The sequence below is a fragment of the Shewanella sp. NFH-SH190041 genome (assembly GCF_024363255.1).
Classification (GTDB): domain Bacteria; phylum Pseudomonadota; class Gammaproteobacteria; order Enterobacterales; family Shewanellaceae; genus Shewanella.
Genome location: NZ_AP026070.1, coordinates 3,064,731 through 3,081,201, shown reverse-complemented (window position 1 = coordinate 3,081,201; position 16,471 = coordinate 3,064,731). Strand labels below are relative to the sequence as shown.

General features: G+C 45.7%; 12 protein-coding genes and 1 pseudogene. 11 read left to right on the top strand and 2 right to left on the bottom strand.

All coding sequences use genetic code 11. The annotated features are described in order from the left end of the window. Positions 1–25 precede the first annotated feature (25 nt). The 11 genes from NFHSH190041_RS13615 to der all read left to right on the top strand — a co-directional run bounded on the left by NFHSH190041_RS13615 (position 26) and on the right by der (position 12,531). A complete protein-coding gene (locus NFHSH190041_RS13615; RefSeq protein WP_261922336.1) occupies positions 26–496 on the top strand; it encodes a protein phosphatase in 471 nt (156 codons plus the stop codon). Between the two features lie 180 nt (positions 497–676). Further along, complete coding sequence (locus tag NFHSH190041_RS13610) at positions 677–1,564, top strand: chemotaxis protein (protein ID WP_261922335.1); 888 nt, start codon at positions 677–679, stop codon at positions 1,562–1,564. Between the two features lie 332 nt (positions 1,565–1,896). Beyond that, positions 1,897–3,144 (top strand): serine/threonine transporter SstT, encoded by a 1,248-nt coding sequence (gene sstT / locus NFHSH190041_RS13605; protein ID WP_261922334.1) that lies wholly within the window; start codon positions 1,897–1,899, stop codon positions 3,142–3,144. Positions 3,145–3,317: 173 nt separating this feature from the next. Then, positions 3,318–4,439, top strand: a complete 1,122-nt coding sequence (locus NFHSH190041_RS13600; protein WP_261922333.1) for a bifunctional tRNA (adenosine(37)-C2)-methyltransferase TrmG/ribosomal RNA large subunit methyltransferase RlmN — start codon at positions 3,318–3,320, stop codon at positions 4,437–4,439. Between the two features lie 125 nt (positions 4,440–4,564). Continuing rightward, complete coding sequence (gene pilW / locus NFHSH190041_RS13595) at positions 4,565–5,347, top strand: type IV pilus biogenesis/stability protein PilW (RefSeq protein WP_261922332.1); 783 nt, start codon at positions 4,565–4,567, stop codon at positions 5,345–5,347. Further along, positions 5,347–6,345 carry a RodZ domain-containing protein gene (locus NFHSH190041_RS13590; RefSeq protein ID WP_261922331.1) on the top strand — a complete coding sequence of 333 codons (999 nt, stop codon included), beginning with the start codon at positions 5,347–5,349 and terminating at the stop codon, positions 6,343–6,345. The genes pilW and NFHSH190041_RS13590 overlap by 1 nt, the downstream gene beginning before the upstream one ends. Positions 6,346–6,392: 47 nt before the next feature. After that, complete coding sequence (gene ispG, locus NFHSH190041_RS13585) at positions 6,393–7,508, top strand: flavodoxin-dependent (E)-4-hydroxy-3-methylbut-2-enyl-diphosphate synthase (RefSeq protein ID WP_261922330.1); 1,116 nt, start codon at positions 6,393–6,395, stop codon at positions 7,506–7,508. Positions 7,509–7,874: 366 nt separating this feature from the next. Continuing rightward, positions 7,875–9,149: a histidine--tRNA ligase gene (hisS, locus tag NFHSH190041_RS13580; protein WP_261925128.1), complete on the top strand. Its 1,275-nt coding sequence runs from the start codon at positions 7,875–7,877 to the stop codon at positions 9,147–9,149. 17 nt (positions 9,150–9,166) lie between these two features. Continuing rightward, positions 9,167–9,796 carry a YfgM family protein gene (locus NFHSH190041_RS13575; protein ID WP_261922329.1) on the top strand — a complete coding sequence of 210 codons (630 nt, stop codon included), beginning with the start codon at positions 9,167–9,169 and terminating at the stop codon, positions 9,794–9,796. Positions 9,797–9,807: 11 nt separating this feature from the next. Further along, the gene (bamB, locus tag NFHSH190041_RS13570) at positions 9,808–10,995 is read left to right on the top strand and encodes an outer membrane protein assembly factor BamB (protein ID WP_261922328.1); all 1,188 of its coding nucleotides are present in this window, start codon (positions 9,808–9,810) and stop codon (positions 10,993–10,995) included. A gap of 69 nt (positions 10,996–11,064) precedes the next feature. Beyond that, complete coding sequence (gene der, locus NFHSH190041_RS13565; protein ID WP_261922327.1) at positions 11,065–12,531, top strand: ribosome biogenesis GTPase Der; 1,467 nt, start codon at positions 11,065–11,067, stop codon at positions 12,529–12,531. A 404-nt stretch (positions 12,532–12,935) separates the two neighbouring features. Here der and NFHSH190041_RS13560 read toward each other — a convergent pair. Both NFHSH190041_RS13560 and NFHSH190041_RS13555 read right to left on the bottom strand, forming a co-directional pair. Then, positions 12,936–14,127, bottom strand: a pseudogene (locus tag NFHSH190041_RS13560) (IS256 family transposase). Positions 14,128–14,280: 153 nt separating this feature from the next. After that, positions 14,281–16,077 (bottom strand): acyltransferase family protein, encoded by a 1,797-nt coding sequence (locus NFHSH190041_RS13555; RefSeq protein WP_261922326.1) that lies wholly within the window; start codon positions 16,075–16,077, stop codon positions 14,281–14,283. Between the last annotated feature and the right edge of the window lie 394 nt (positions 16,078–16,471).

The following is a 16,471-nucleotide window of genomic DNA, read 5'->3' as shown; positions in this document are numbered from 1 at the left end:
ATTCCATGATTTAGCAGGAAACTATATGCAACATGTTTTTTGGTTGATTGAAGGTGAAGTGGCTGGGCGGTGTAGTCCAGCAAGTGAGGCATGGACGCCAGCAGCCCTGATGTCGGCTGGCATACAATGTATTTATTCCTTAACGCCGCTCAGTGATGGGATAAAGGCCGGATTGTCAGGATTGCAGCAGTTTAACTGCCTGTTGCCAGCTGTGACTACGCCAGGGTTGCTAAGTGAGCCGGTGACTGCACAACTGACGCAACAACTCACTAACATTGTGGCGGATATCCAGCAATGCCGAGAGCAGAATATGCCTGTCTTGCTGCACTGTGCTACGGGCAATGAATGGACTGCGTTGGTCATGGCCTGTTATTTGGTCAGTATCGGGGCAGCTCCTGTTCATGCTGTGAGTCAGGTTAGAGCTGTGCATGAGCTGGCATTTAATCGCGATGGCTGGGATCAGTTTGTCTTTGATGTGATTTACGCCATGCAATAATAATGTGTTGGCTGATTCGTTGTCCTAGTTTGCTGCATTTGTAGGCAAACGGACGCGATATGCCTCTTTATAGTGGCTGGTGCGAGTTCACATAGAGGTATGCAATTGTAATTGCTTGATTGAATTGTTATAAGTCCACCTGCAACTTTAGCATGACACTTGTAGCAGGTGGTAATAACCATGACGTCCAAAGCCAGCCAGTCCCAGGGGCTGCTTTTATTTCGGCTGACATCAAAACAGCTGTTTGCCCTGGGCACACTGAAAATCAGAGAACTTGTCCCTTACACGCCTTTAAGCCAGATCCCTTGTAGCCATCCGGCAATTCTTGGGGCAACAACCCTCAGAGGCAAGGTTATTCCTGTCGTCGATATGGCCAAAGCTGTAGGCTATCCGGCGATCACTGATGCCGAGCGGGCACAGTCTTTTATTATCATTACTGATTGTCATCGGCAGTTGACCGGTTTTCTGGTGCGAGGCATCGACCGTATTATCGATTGTAATTGGCATGATATTGAAACGCCGCCAACTAACTTGGGGAAAAGAGCTTTTATCACAGGTGTCACTCGACACGATGAGCAGTTGATCCAATTATTGGATGTTGAACTGCTGATGTCTCATATCTTCCCATTTGATAAGCATTATGCTGCCGTGACGGATGTGCAGCGGGAAATGCTAAAACCGATGAAGATTTTGTTGGTGGATGATTCTAAAGTGGCCCGCAAACAATTGTCTGATGCGTTAGATGCGCTGAATATCTTTTATCAGGTAACTGATAACGGGGTCAGTGCGTTGGAATTAATGCAGGAAAATGCCCGTGCAGGGCACCCTGTGGATATTCTGGTCAGTGATATTGAAATGCCAGGGCTTGATGGCTATGAGCTGACTTTCGAGGTGCGTAATACCCCGGCACTGGCAGAGACCTATATTATTCTGCATACTTCACTGTCCAGTGAGATAAGTGTCAGCCAAGCTCACCAAGTGGGAGCCAATGAGGCGCTAACCAAGTTTGACGCCGATGAACTTATTCATGCCATGCTAAATGGTGCCCGTCGGGGGTGGAGTGACTGAAGTGTTTCCCTGCGGTATATTAGCCTGATCGATTAAGTTAACACATCGGTTCTGATGTGTCCGTGGGGATATCATGCCTATTGTCGCGTCAAGCATTGACAAACCACTGTTATAGTCCGGTTTGTCGATGTTTTGTGCAGTGGTTTTTAAACTGCAGCACGGATCACACCATTTGCTAGACAAAGTCCGACACATCCTATACAACCCTTCTTTATCTGACTGCGTGAAGGACAGTCAGGCTTCTCGAAGAGTCAGAGGTGAAAAACCGGCAGTAATGTCTGTTTTTATGGGACACCAGCAAAATGGCTCCGATATTATAAAAAGGTCAAGGCATGAATCAGAAAAAATCTTTGTTGGCCCGGGTGGTCAACGGCAGTCTCGTACTGCAAATTTTAGTGGGGATCCTCGCCGGTGTTGCACTGGCACAATGGTCTCCGGAAGGGGCTAAACAGGTTGAGTTTCTCGGTGGTCTGTTTGTTGGTGCGTTAAAAGCCATCGCCCCTATTTTGGTCTTTATTCTCGTGGCATCTTCTATTGCCAATCAGAAGAAAAATACGCAAACCAGTATGCGGCCTATTGTCGTGCTGTATCTGTTTGGCACCTTTGCGGCAGCCTTAACTGCCGTGATGATGAGTTTTCTGTTCCCGACTACCTTGGTTTTGGCCGCTGGGGCTCAGGGAGCCACGCCGCCAGAAGGCATTGGTGAAGTGATTCATACCCTGCTATTTAAGCTGGTGGATAACCCGATTAACGCTTTATTGACTGGTAACTATATCGGTATTTTGACTTGGGGGGTTGGCTTAGGCTTTGCCCTGCATCATGCCAGCAATAGTACCAAGCAGGTGTTTGCGGATATGAGCCACAGCATCTCTCAAATGGTGCGTTTTATTATCCGTCTGGCCCCTATCGGTATTTTTGGCTTAGTCGCGGCCACATTTGCCAAAACCGGCTTTGCGGCGTTAGCCGGTTATCTGCAACTGCTGGCGGTGTTACTTGGCGCCATGGCGATCATCGCCTTGGTGGTTAATCCATTGATTGTCTTTGTGATGACCCGCCGTAATCCATATCCATTGGTATTTCAGTGTTTGCGTGAAAGTGGTGTTACCGCTTTCTTTACTCGCTCCAGTGCTGCCAATATCCCAGTGAATATGGCCTTGTGTGAAAAGCTTAAGTTGCATGAAGACACCTATTCTGTCTCCATTCCGCTGGGGGCCACTATTAATATGGGTGGCGCAGCGATTACTATCACTATTCTGACTTTGGCAGCGGTGCATACTTTGGGCATTGAAGTGGATATTTTCACGGCATTACTGCTCAGTATTTTGGCCGCAGTTTCTGCTTGTGGTGCCTCTGGGGTTGCCGGTGGATCACTATTGCTTATCCCGCTGGCTTGTAGCTTATTTGGGATCTCCAATGATGTTGCGATGCAAGTCGTTGCGGTCGGCTTTATTATCGGGGTGATCCAGGATGCGGCAGAAACCGCCCTGAACAGTTCCACCGACGTGCTCTTTACCGCTGCCGCATGTGAGTCAGCCTCCCGGCAGCAAAGCCTAAGCCGCACAGGTGCTGAGTTAGGCTAAGACTTGCCAAAGGCAATAACGACGTTTAACGGCGCATGCCGTTAAAACAGCATGATTTAAGGGAGCTTCGGCTCCCTTTTCGCTGCAATGTGGCAGATCTGGCTAAAACAGCCCCATATCTGTATAATTCCCCGCCCTGTTGCAGGTTTTCGGTTTTTTTGAGGTTAGCCCTGATGAGTGAGACAAAGATCAATTTATTGGACCTGGATCGCAATGCGATGCGGGAGATGCTGGTGGAAATGGGGGAAAAGCCATTTCGCGTTGATCAGCTGATGAAGTGGATCTATCACTTTGGTGTCAGTGACTTCAATGAGATGACCAATATCAACAAGGTACTGCGGGCTAAGCTAAATGAGCGTTGCGAAATCCGCGCACCAGAAATTTCCAGCTATCAGAAGTCATCTGATGGCACTATCAAGTTTTCCATCAATGTTGGTGAAGGCCAAGAAGTCGAAACCGTATACATTCCTGAAGATGATCGCGCCACCTTGTGTGTGTCTTCCCAGGTAGGGTGTGCACTGGAATGTGCTTTTTGCTCAACCGCCCAGCAGGGCTTTAACCGTAACCTGACAGTGGCAGAGATTGCTGGTCAGATTTGGCGGGTTTCCCACTTTTTGGGCTTTGCCAAAGAAACCGGTGAGCGCCCTATCTCGAATGTAGTCATGATGGGCATGGGTGAACCGTTACTGAACTTAGCCAATGTGATCCCAGCTATCAATATTATGCTGGATGATTTTGGCTTTGGTTTATCCAAGCGTCGGGTGACTGTATCGACGTCTGGGGTAGTGCCTGCATTGTCTAAACTGGCTGATGCATTGGATGTTGCGCTGGCGGTGAGTATTCATGCGCCGACGGATGATTTGCGCAATGAGTTGGTACCTATTAATAAAAAATATCCACTGGATATGTTCTTGGCTGGGATCCGTGACTATATCAGTCGCTCTAATGCAAATCGTGGTCGTGTGACGCTAGAATATGTCATGCTGGATCATATCAATGATTCAACCGATCAAGCGCATCAGCTGGCGAAGTTGATGAAAGACACCCCTTGTAAAGTTAACTTGATTCCTTTCAATCCATATCCGGGTTCCCCATATGGTCGGTCATCCAATTCTCGGATTGATCGTTTTGCCAAAGTGCTGATGGACTATGGCCTGACAGTTATCGTGCGTAAAACCCGCGGCGATGATATTGATGCCGCTTGTGGCCAGTTGGCCGGTGATGTTCGCGACCGCACTAAGCGTTTAGCGAAAAAACGCATGCAAGAGCAGCAAATTTCAGTCAAAATAAGCTAATTCATTGTTTGCACAGTTATCTTTTTGTTAAACAGAGGCCGTTAGTGTCTCTGTTATAGCTGTGTATCTGGCCCTATGGCAATGAGTGCCGCCGGGTCAACAGGCCAACCAGTCAGGTAGAAGTCATGAAGCAGGGATTGCCAATGCTGGGGGCACTGTTGCTGAGTGTACTGTCAGCGGCATGTGTTACCGAGCAAACATACAGTGGCACTGATATTCCGGTAAAGGAGAGAAAGTTTGATCGTACTGCAGCCGCCCGTGAGCGGATGCAATTAGGGTTGACTTATTTACGCCGGGGGAACAGTGAGCAAGCCAAATACAACTTGGATAAGGCTTATGGCCACGCACCTGACTTGGAAGAAGTGCATGTTGCACTGGCGTATTACTATCAAACCGTAGGAGACATTCCGCGGGCTGAACAGGCCTATCGGGATGCTGTGGAAACCCGTAATCCATCCGGCGATGCAAAAAATAATTTCGGGGTGTTTCTGTGTAAGGAACGCAAGTATGATAAAGCAGAACAGATGTTTCTGGCTGCCATCAATACCCCGGACTATACCCGTATCGCCTCCAGCTATGAGAATTTAGGAATTTGTAGCCGGGAAGCGGGATTAATGGATAAGGCAAGACGCTATTTCACAATGGCGCTGAAATATGAGCCCCGCCGGGCAAGTTCACTGCTTGAGTTAACCGAGCTGGCGCTAATCCAGCAGGATTATCCGTTAGCACGTAATGAACTGGCCCGTTACCACAGGGTAGCGATTGAATCGGCTCAGAGTTTGGCGCTTGGCATTAAAATTGAGCAGGGCCTGCATAATACCGATGCCGCGAAACAGCTAGGTATCACTTTACTGGCGAAGTTTCCGGCCTCTGAACAGGCCAAGCAATACCGGGCTAATTTTAATTAATGACTGAAGATCAGAAAGAGTTACTCAAGGATGAAACGGTAACTGAACCAACGAAGGAACTGACCGCAACCCTTGGGGCCATCTTACGCGAAGCTCGCCAGGCCTCAGGTATGACGATTGATGACATTGCCTCCCGCTTACATCTGCGACCGTCTCTGGTTGAAAATATCGAAGCCGATAAATTCGATAATATGCCTTCGGCAACCTATGCCCGGGGTTATGTACGGAGTTTTGCCCGTATCGTTGGGGCAGATGAAGCCCTCGTTATGGCCTGTCTGGAACACCAGGTGCCCAGTGAAACTGAGCCGGCTATGCAGAGTTTTTCCCGTAAAACAGCTAAAAAAGCCGGTGATAACCGTCTGACTCTAGTGACCTGGGTGATTGCGTTAGTCTCTGTTGCACTTTTGGTGTTGTGGTGGATGCAGAAAACATCAGATAGCACAGAGTTGGATTTATCCCGCCCTAGTGTTGAAGAGGTCGCTGCTGCTGAAGAGATGGGTGGCGAAGCTGCGGGTATACCCGTTGCTGATACCAGCGCTCAACAGACCCCCGTTGATTTGCAACAAGGGGATATGGATCCGGCGCAGGATGAAAGTTTGACCCTGCCAGCTAAGCCTGAGCCACAGGCGACACCAACATCCGCACCACAGCAATCAGCCACTATCCCAGCGTCTCCTGCGGTAACGCATGATACTACGACGGTGACACCGGCTAGTGCCGATGATATTCCGCCACTACCCGCTGAGGTGACTGACACCGCTAAATTGTCTTTAAACTTAAGCGGTGACTGCTGGATGAAAGTGGAGGATGCAACAGGCAAGGTGCTGATCCACGGCGTTAAAAAAGCAACTCACCCTCTTAATGTGACAGGTGTTCCGCCATTTAATTTAGTTATCGGGGCACCACAGGTTGTCACCCTGAAATATAACGGCGAGAATATCAGTCTGGCGGATTACCCCGCCGGCAAGGTAGCGCGTTTTACCTTACCTCGGGGATGATCCATTCTCCGGCCATTTTTAACAGTGCCAAAGCAGGTTAAGTCAAGATGTACAACGAAACTCCAATAAAACGCCGTCAGTCAAGCCGTATTTATGTCGGGGGCATCCCCATTGGTGATGGTGCCCCGATAGCGGTGCAGTCCATGACCAACACCCGCACTACAGACGTAGCGGCGACCGTGGCGCAAATCCGAGCATTGGAAAATGTCGGTGCAGATATTGTCCGGGTTTCCGTGCCAACGATGGAAGCGGCTGAGGCCTTCAAGCTGATTAAACAGCAAGCCAAGGTACCCTTGGTGGCTGATATTCATTTTGACTACCGTATTGCACTGAAAGTGGCGGAATATGGTGCTGATTGTCTGCGGATTAATCCGGGCAATATTGGCAATGAGGAGCGTATCCGCAGTGTTGTGGCATGTGCGCGGGATAAAAATATCCCTATCCGTATTGGTGTGAATGGCGGCTCTTTGGAAAAAGATCTGATGGATAAGTACCATGAGCCGACACCTCAGGCACTGTTAGAGTCAGCGATGCGCCATGTGGATATTCTCGATAGACTGAATTTCGATCAGTTTAAGGTCAGTGTTAAGGCATCGGATGTGTTCCTTGCGGTGGAGTCTTATCGTTTACTGGCAAAACAGATTAAGCAGCCGCTGCATCTGGGGATTACTGAAGCCGGTGGCGCTCGCTCTGGTGCGGTTAAATCCTCCGTGGGATTGGGTATGCTGCTGGCTGAGGGGATTGGTGATACCTTGCGTATCTCGTTGGCCGCCGATCCTGTAGAAGAAATCAAAGTGGGTTTTGATATTCTTAAATCCCTGCGAATTCGCTCCCGCGGTATTAACTTTATTGCTTGTCCATCTTGTTCCCGTCAGGAGTTTGATGTGATTGGCACGGTCAATGAACTTGAGCGGCGCTTGGAAGATATTGTCACACCAATGGATGTTTCTATCATCGGCTGTGTAGTGAATGGTCCGGGTGAGGCCTTGGTTTCTGATCTGGGCTTGACAGGCGGTAACCGTAAGAGCGGATTTTACATTGATGGTCAACGTCAAAAAGAGCGATTGGACAATGACGATCTGGTTGATCAGTTGGAAACTCGGATCCGCGCACAGGCCGCATTAGTTGCCCAGCGGATCCCGGTGGCTGATAAATCAGAATAACCTCTGCATACCAGCACACAGTGCCGGTTGTTATGGTCATTGTTGCCCATGACAGCGTGTTTTACGTTTAGTATGGAAACGCCTATAATACCGGGCGTTTTTTATTATATCCCCCGGAATTTCTGCCACTGGGCAGGGGGTCCGGCAACCGGTTTGCGGTCTTAATTCGCGTTGATAAAGCAACGACAGAATAAAGACGCATTGCCGGAAAAGACAGAACTGACTGATCTGACATCGGTTTTTATACAAGCTATTTGCTTAGTACGCCTAACCAAATACCTGGTTACCGGATACGCCCAGTGTCAGCCAGCAATTATTCAATCATCAAGTGTTAGTGTGACTAACCAGAGTAAACGAGTCGATACAGTGGCAAAACAGATCCAAGCGATTCGCGGAATGAACGACATTCTGCCAACCCAGAGCCCATTATGGCAAAAAGTGGAAGCGGTTGTGCGCAGCGCCGTCAGTGCCTATGGTTACAGCGAAATCCGTACTCCGATTGTGGAAAGCACTGATCTTTTCAAGCGTTCTATCGGTGAAGTTACTGATATTGTTGAAAAAGAAATGTATACCTTTGCTGATCGTAACGGTGACAGCCTGAGTCTGCGTCCAGAAGGCACAGCCTCTACTGTACGTGCCGGTAATGAGCATGGTCTGCTGTACAATCAAGAACAACGTATGTGGTACATGGGGCCCATGTTCCGGCATGAGCGTCCTCAAAAAGGGCGTTACCGTCAATTCCACCAGTTTGGTGTTGAAGTCTATGGTATTGCGTCTGCTGATGCTGATGCTGAAGTGTTAATGTTATCTAACCGCCTGTGGCATCTGCTGGGACTGACTGAGCATGTGACTCTGGAGCTCAACACTCTGGGTGATAACCATGAGCGAGGCCAGTACCGTGAAGCACTGGTTGCCTTCCTTGAACAACATAAAGATAAGCTGGATGAAGACTCTCAGCGTCGGATGTATTCTAACCCGCTGCGGGTATTGGATAGCAAAGATCAGCAGGTGCAGGCATTATTGGCCGATGCTCCAGCGCTGATGGACTTCCTGGGCGAAGAGTCAAAAAATCATTTTAATCAATTATGTGAACTACTTGATGCGGCTGGTATCCAATACCGTATCAATCCGCGTCTAGTGCGTGGTCTGGATTATTACAACCGCACCGTATTTGAGTGGGTGACGGATAGTCTGGGCGCTCAGGGTACGGTACTGGCTGGCGGTCGTTATGATGGTCTGGTCAGTCAGCTAGGTGGTAAAGAGACTCCAGCCGTTGGTTTCGCGATGGGACTGGAGCGCATTGTGCTGCTGCTTGATACCTTGGCACTGACTGATGACGTTGCGCCTGCTGTGGATGTCTATGTTGCGGCCATGGGTGATTCTTGTCGCATCGAAGCGATTAAAATCGCTGAAGAGTTGCGTAACACTGTGCCAGGCCTTAAGGTGATGAGCCATTGCGGCGGCGGTAACTTCAAAAAACAGATGAAGCGCGCAGATAAGAGCGGTGCAGCAGTGGCACTGATTATCGGTGAAACTGAACTGGCAGCGAATCAGGTTGCAGTTAAGCCGCTGCGTAATGATAACGAACAACAACTGGTTGCCCGGGAATCATTGGCGACCGTACTGGCAGAACTTATTTAATTCAAGGGGATGTGCGCGTGGAAATCTATAGCACAGAAGAACAACAAGTCGATGCTATTAAACAGTTCTGGAAAGATTATGGCACCTCTATCATTATCGGTGCGGTAGTGGGGCTAGGCGGCCTGTACGCCTGGAATCATTACTCGGCAACAACGGTTGATAATGCGGAAAATGCCTCCGTTGCTTTCCAGCAGATCAGTAATCAAAAATTGGATGCTACGGCTATGGCCGGTGCCGTTGCCAGCTTTGACAAAGCGCACAGTCAAGTTGGTTATCAGGCGCTATTGGATCTGATGTTGGCTAAAAGTGCTGTAGATGCTGGCGAACTGACGAAAGCGGCAGATGCCCTGAAAAAAGTGATTGCTGCCAAACCTGGAGAAGGGCTGGCAGAAGTCGCAACTTTGCGTCTGGCTCGGATCCAAGCACAACAGGGACAGTTGGGTGTCGCGCTATCGACGCTTGAGACAGTGACTGATCCGGCTTTTGCCGCACAGCGTGATGAATTAAAAGGTGATTTTTTAGCTCGTCAGGGCGAGGCTGACAAAGCTCGCAGTGCTTATCTGGCTGCACGTGATGCGCTGATGGCATTGGGACAAAGTCAATCCCCTGAACTGCAGATGAAAATAGATAACCTGAATAAGGCATAAGGAAATAGCCGATGAAGTCCTGGTGTAAAACCCTGCTGGCCGCCGGGTTGAGTTTGTCTCTGCTGGCCGCCTGTTCCTCTTCTGATGTGGTAGAAAATCCTGTCAGTGAACTTAAAGAGTTCAATGCCAAGGTTTTTCCTGAAATTATCTGGTCAGCCCAGGTAGGTGATGGGGTTGGCCAGTATTATTCTCGGCTGCAACCAACAGTTCGGTATAACAAAATCTTTGCCGCTGACCGTCATGGACTGGTTGAGGCATTTGATGAGCAAACCGGGGAGTTAGTTTGGCAGCAGGACTTCAGCGAGGCATTCAAGGACGGCGTGCTGGCAAAAAACAAAGGCGCGCGTTTGGCGGCTGGTTTAACGGCTGCGCGGGATAAAGTTTTTGTTGGCAGTGAAAGTGGCGTATTAGCGGCACTGAATGCTGATGATGGTAAGTTAGTCTGGCATGCGATGACTGACGGCGAATTACTGTCTTTGCCCACAGTGGCAGAAGATGTCGTGGTGGTTAATACCGGCTCCGGGGCATTAGAAGCCTTTGATGTTGATAGCGGTAAACATCTGTGGAGTTATGAGAGCATGATGCCGAGCCTGACCTTACGCGGGAGTGGCAGCGCCGCTTATGAAGCCGGAGGCTTCTTTGTTGGCACCGCTGAAGGCAAGGTGGCTGTTATTGTGAAAAATAATGGTCAGCCCGCTTGGGAACAGGCGATTTATACCCCACAAGGCGGCAATGAATTTAGCCGTATGGCCGATGTGGATATGACCCCACTGATTATCGGTGATAATCTGTATGCGGTCAGTTATAACGGTAATCTTGTGTCCATGGAGCTGCGCAGCGGTCGCATTTTGTGGTCTCGTAAATATTCCAGTTTCCATGATCTGGCTGTTGCGGGTGTCAGCCTGTTCTTGGTTGACGATCACAGTCGGATCTACTCAGTTGATCGCCGAAATGGCATGGAGTTGTGGAGCAACAGTGAGCTGAGCAACCGCCGTTTAACGGCACCTGTGGTATATAAAGATTATGTCGTAGTTGGTGATTTTGATGGCTACCTGCATTTTCTTAACCGCAGTAATGGCGAGATTGTAGGACGGATCCGAGTCGATAGTGATGGGCTGTATAGTTCACCTGTCGTTGCCGATGGCAAACTTTATGTGCAAAGCCGCAGTGGTAAAATTGTGGCTGTGACACTTCCTTAAGCAAGGCGAAATACCAATAAGCCCCCGGAAGTGATTTCCGGGGGCTTTTTATTGATAAAGAGGCAAAACATGATCCCTGTAGTGGCCCTGGTGGGTCGTCCAAATGTGGGCAAATCGACCCTGTTCAATCGACTCACCCGCACCCGAGATGCGCTGGTGGCTGACTATCCCGGTCTGACCCGGGACCGAAAATATGGTCGGGCTCATTTGTCCGGATATGAATTTATTGTGGTAGATACCGGCGGTATTGATGGTACCGAAGAAGGTATTGAAACCAAGATGGCTGAACAGTCACTGGCTGCAATTGAAGAAGCAGATGTAGTGCTGTTTCTGTGTGATGCCCGCGCGGGTCTGACCGCCGCAGATATGGCCATTGCTCAGCATCTGCGTAGCCGTGAAAAAACCACCTTTGTGGTTGCAAACAAGGTAGATGGTATTGACGCTGACTCTGCTTGTGCTGAATTCTGGTCATTGGGCCTGGGTGAAGTGTATCAAATGGCAGCGGCTCAAGGCCGTGGCGTCACCAATATGATTGAATATGCCCTAGCGCCTTATGCAGAAGCGCTGGGTGTCGACCGTGAGGGTGAAGAAGAGGAAGCTGCTGATGAGCGGGAGTACTCTGAAGAAGAAGCCGAAGCTGAGCAGGCGCGTTTACAGGCGCAGCCAATCAAGCTGGCGATTATCGGTAAGCCTAATGTCGGCAAATCAACTCTGACAAACCGTATCCTCGGTGAAGAGCGGGTGGTGGTATACGATCAGCCTGGTACTACTCGTGACAGTATCTATATTCCAATGCAACGTGATGGCCAGGAATATGTGGTGATTGATACTGCCGGTGTACGCCGCCGCGCTAAGGTTTATGAGGCAGTTGAAAAGTTCTCTGTGATTAAGACCTTAAAAGCTGTAGAGGATGCCAACGTGGTACTGTTGGTTATCGATGCGCGCGAAGGTATTGCAGAGCAGGATCTTGGTCTATTGGGCTTTGTGCTGAATGCGGGCCGCGCACTGGTGATTGCAGTCAATAAATGGGATGGTATTGACCAGAATGTCAAAGACCGGGTGAAGAGTGAGTTGGATCGCCGGTTAGGCTTTATCGACTTTGCACGTATCCACTTTATTTCTGCATTGCATGGTACAGGTGTTGGCCACCTGTTTGAATCCATTGAGGAAGCCTATGAGAGTGCAACCCGTCGGGTAGGCACGTCTATGCTGACTCGGATCATGCAGATGGCGCAGGATGATCACCAGCCACCACTGATTAATGGCCGCCGCGTGAAACTGAAATACGCCCACGCAGGTGGTTACAATCCACCAATTGTGGTGGTACATGGTAATCAGGTCAGTAAACTACCTGATTCCTATAAGCGTTATATGATGAACTACTTCCGTAAGTCATTAAAAGTTGTTGGTACTCCAATTCAGTTGCGCTTCCAGGAAGGGGATAACCCATTTGAGGGTAAGGTTGAAAAACTGACGTTGAGTCAGGAGCGTCGTCGTAAGCGTATGATGGCCCATATCAAGAATAAAAAAGCTTGATAGCCTGACTTCGCCAATTGAGATCGGTGAGTATCAATTTTAGTTTGATGGAAAACGCACAGTCCTAGGGCTGTGCGTTTTTATCTGAATTATTTTCTATGGATTAATTTACTTTCAATTAAATGCCAACTTAAAAATGAAAAAACAAAAACAGTAAGAAGTGTCATTATAAAACCATAATAATATGTGCCAAACCATCCTTTATAAATATAAAATTGAATAATTGGGAAGTGCCATATATAGATTCCATAAGATATATCTCCAAGATTTTTATTTACTTTTATTTTTGGTAATATGAAAGCAGTAGTATATACAATACTCATGACAACAAATGGTTGTAAAATATGATGTTTATGTTGGATAGATATATATAGAGGGTGTTCAAATTTCTGTGTCACGCTCACTCACAGATCGATGTAGGCTTCGAGTCTGCCCTCAAAATGGATTGATAACTGAGACAGCGTCAAATTCCAATTTTGTATCGGGTATGACCACCGCGCTTGAGCCTTCAATATCCCGGCGTAGAGCAATTTGAGCAAACTGTTCTCGTTGGCAAAACCCCCCCTTGGTTTTTGTCAGTTTACGGAACTGACGATGTACGGCCTCAACGGCATTGGTGGTATAGATGGCCTTACGTACGTAGGCCGGGTACTTAAAGTAACTCGGTAACAGTGTCCACTTGTTTTAATCACCATAGGATATTTATCGCCCCATTTGGCTTCCAGTTCATCCAGCGCCATTTCGGCGGCATTCAGCGTGGCGGCCTTGTAGACACACTTCAAGTCCGCCATAAACGCCTTTTGATTCTTGGACGCCACGTACTTCAGGGAATTGCGGATTTGATGAATAATACAGGACTGTATTTCCGTATGTGGATAAAGGGTTTCAATGGCCTCTGGCAAGCCTTTAAGCCCATCTACACAGGCAATCAGAATATCTTTGATACCGCGGAAGATCGGTCAGTATACTCAGCCACTGATGTGCGCCTTCACTCTCAGCGATATATAGTCCTAGGAGCTCCTTTTTGCCTTCGACATTGAGCGCCAAAATCGTGTACACAGCTTTGCTGACAAAACGGCCATTCTCTTTGATTTTATAGTGAATCGCATCAAGCCAGAGGATGGGATACAGTGCGTCTAAATCACGCTCTCGCCAAGCTTGAAGCTCTGGTAAGAGTTTGTCAGTAATGGCACTGATGGTACCGTTGGGGACGTCAATGCCATATAAATCAGCAATATGGGCTCGGATATCCTGATAGCTGGTTCCTAAAGAGAACAGCGCAATGATTTTTCGCTCCATCTCATCAGTGAGATAAGTCTGATACTTTTTCACTAACTGAGGCTCAAAACTGCCATCGCGGTCACGGGGCGTGTTCAGCTGAAAACGGCCAGTCCCTGTTTTAACCTGCTTGGTAGTCGTTCCATTTTTGCGATTATCGGGCTGTTTATCTTGAAGATGCTGGTCTAACTCTACGTTAAGAGCCGCTTCAGTAAGTTGTTTGATAAGCGGGGTTAAAATACCGTCTTTACCGGTCAAATCTTTCCCCGCACGTAATGCCTCAATAGCAGCGTCCATATCAAAAGTAGGTTTGGTCATTTGAATATCCTTTTGGATTAATTTTAATCAAATGCCGTAGAATTATGAACACTACCGTGGAAGCATAACTATGTTATAAATTATTCTCTCGCCGTGCATATTCCCAACTATAAAGTACAGGGTTAACGCGACGAGAAACTTAAATTTATCTTTTTAAGAGTTAGAAATAACTTGTTTATATAAATTATCTAAAATATGACTGCCAGTAATAGTCAAATGTCCCCCATCAAAATAATATGGCTTTCCATTTTTATCTGCTACTTGACATTGATTTTTACAAAAATAGTCCACAACATCATAAACTTTAAAGTTGTTGTTTTTTATTTTTTTTACAGCTTCTAAAAATGCTTCGTTATGTTTCAAATAGTCACTCTTTGTAATATAAGGAAACGACCTTCCAAAATGGATATTTTCATATAACGATTTTGGAACACTTTTAGAATAAGTCGGAATAGGATTTATAAGGGAAATATTAATATTTTGAGTATTTGCCTTACCGACTAAATCTTTAATAGTACTTGACTTAATACTTTCAGGACTATAATGTAAAACAATAGAACTTATATTTCTGCGCTTTGCTTCACTAATTAATTCTCCAACATTAATAGAATCCCCTTTCATTAAAGGAGTGTTGGTAACCATAAAAAATACTTTTTTATTTATTTTTTCTGCTACATCAACAAATGCTTGTTTTATTGAATCAGAATGACTATTTCCAACTAGTAAAATATTTTCAGTTGGTTTTGTTACTGAAGGGGTCAAATCACATACAATTGCAGTTGGATGTAAAATTCTGGAAATTTTTCCACATCGATAAACACCCCTATCTGAGTTTACATTAAAAATATTATTTTCTGCTTCTGAATAATACATTTTTTGAAAAAAATTACCTAATATCAACAAAATACTTATAGAACATATTGATATGATGTATTTTCTAGTTATATTTTTAGGCTTTATAGATTCGACATACCTGTACATCAAAAATGAAAATATTGCAATTAAAATAAGCAATATAACTAGATCAATTTTATTTTCAGAATGAAGAATGGTTCCATTAAATGGCTGATATAAAAATAAAACAATGATTGGGAAGTGAACTAAATAAATTGAATAAGAATACTTTCCTATAGAAATAAAAATATTCCCTATTTTGGTTTCTTCAATAATTTGGGGTAATCCAAACAATAATATAATTCCGGTTAAAAACGAAACTATAATTGAAAATACTCCTGGGTGGCCATTTAATATATTTAAACTTTCGCCATCAACTTTAAAGAATGGAATAGCGAATAAACCTAACAATGAAATCAAACCAAAATATGAAAAGTTAGTAAATTTTACATTCCCTTTATACGATAGATATTTAGCAATATAAAAACCAATTAAAAATTGCCACACTCTTAATGGCATCATAAAAAAAGAAGTTTTAGGTGATATAGTTAAAATTATTAAGCATAAAGATAGAGATACTACAAATACAACAAATATAGAAAATTTTATTTTTCTGAAAATAAAACATAATAAAGGGATGATCAAATAAAACTGAATCTCAACACCTAAAGACCAAAGATTTAATAATGGGTTAAATGCGTCTTTACTAAAATATGAATTTTCCAACCAATAGCCAATATTTGATGAAAAAATAGATGCAAATAATGACTGTTTAATTACTGATTGAAATTCAAAAGGAGTAACAACAAAAATAGCGACAATAATAGTTGCTATAATTGTCACAAAATAAGCAGGTAAAAGCCTATTAGCTCTTCTCAAGAAAAAATTTTTTTTGTCATTATGATCATAAAGGACGGCCATTAAAAAACCACTTATAACAAAAAAAACATCAACTCCTAAGAAACCACTTTTAATTTGAGACAACCCTAAATGAAATAAAACTACAAGCAAAACCGCATATCCACGTAAAATTTGGATATCATTTCTAAACTTCATAACACAAATCTATCGACACAAAAAACAATGCGGCATTCTATCGCTAAAGCTCTATAATACCTAATTTGAAATTGTGAATATTTTGCTGCTAAGCCTCCGAACGTCAGTAATTTGGAAGAAGCCAGTACACTTATCTGTCATCTTTGGAAAAACTGCGTGAATACGAAGACCGTTAGAGCAAAAACTTATGTCAATTATCTCACTCTCTTGCCCGTGACTCACTACAAGCTAAGGTCGAGTGGCAAAAGCTCAACGCCCTCGTCACCGACATCAGATTGGCGTTTTTCCTTAATACGGAAATGGCAAAATCCTCATTGGATGAGGTGCGTATTGCAGTTGCTGTCACCGATCAATGCGCTATATCACTGACTGGTCATAAGCCAACATTAGTTTT

Coding starts and splice junctions, on each gene's coding strand:
- NFHSH190041_RS13615 (WP_261922336.1), top strand. CDS start 26: ATGCAACATGTTTTTTGGTTGATTGAAGGTGAAGTGGCTGGGCGGTGT.
- NFHSH190041_RS13610 (WP_261922335.1), top strand. CDS start 677: ATGACGTCCAAAGCCAGCCAGTCCCAGGGGCTGCTTTTATTTCGGCTG.
- sstT (WP_261922334.1), top strand. CDS start 1,897: ATGAATCAGAAAAAATCTTTGTTGGCCCGGGTGGTCAACGGCAGTCTC.
- NFHSH190041_RS13600 (WP_261922333.1), top strand. CDS start 3,318: ATGAGTGAGACAAAGATCAATTTATTGGACCTGGATCGCAATGCGATG.
- pilW (WP_261922332.1), top strand. CDS start 4,565: ATGAAGCAGGGATTGCCAATGCTGGGGGCACTGTTGCTGAGTGTACTG.
- NFHSH190041_RS13590 (WP_261922331.1), top strand. CDS start 5,347: ATGACTGAAGATCAGAAAGAGTTACTCAAGGATGAAACGGTAACTGAA.
- ispG (WP_261922330.1), top strand. CDS start 6,393: ATGTACAACGAAACTCCAATAAAACGCCGTCAGTCAAGCCGTATTTAT.
- bamB (WP_261922328.1), top strand. CDS start 9,808: ATGAAGTCCTGGTGTAAAACCCTGCTGGCCGCCGGGTTGAGTTTGTCT.
- der (WP_261922327.1), top strand. CDS start 11,065: ATGATCCCTGTAGTGGCCCTGGTGGGTCGTCCAAATGTGGGCAAATCG.
- NFHSH190041_RS13555 (WP_261922326.1), bottom strand. CDS start 16,077: ATGAAGTTTAGAAATGATATCCAAATTTTACGTGGATATGCGGTTTTG.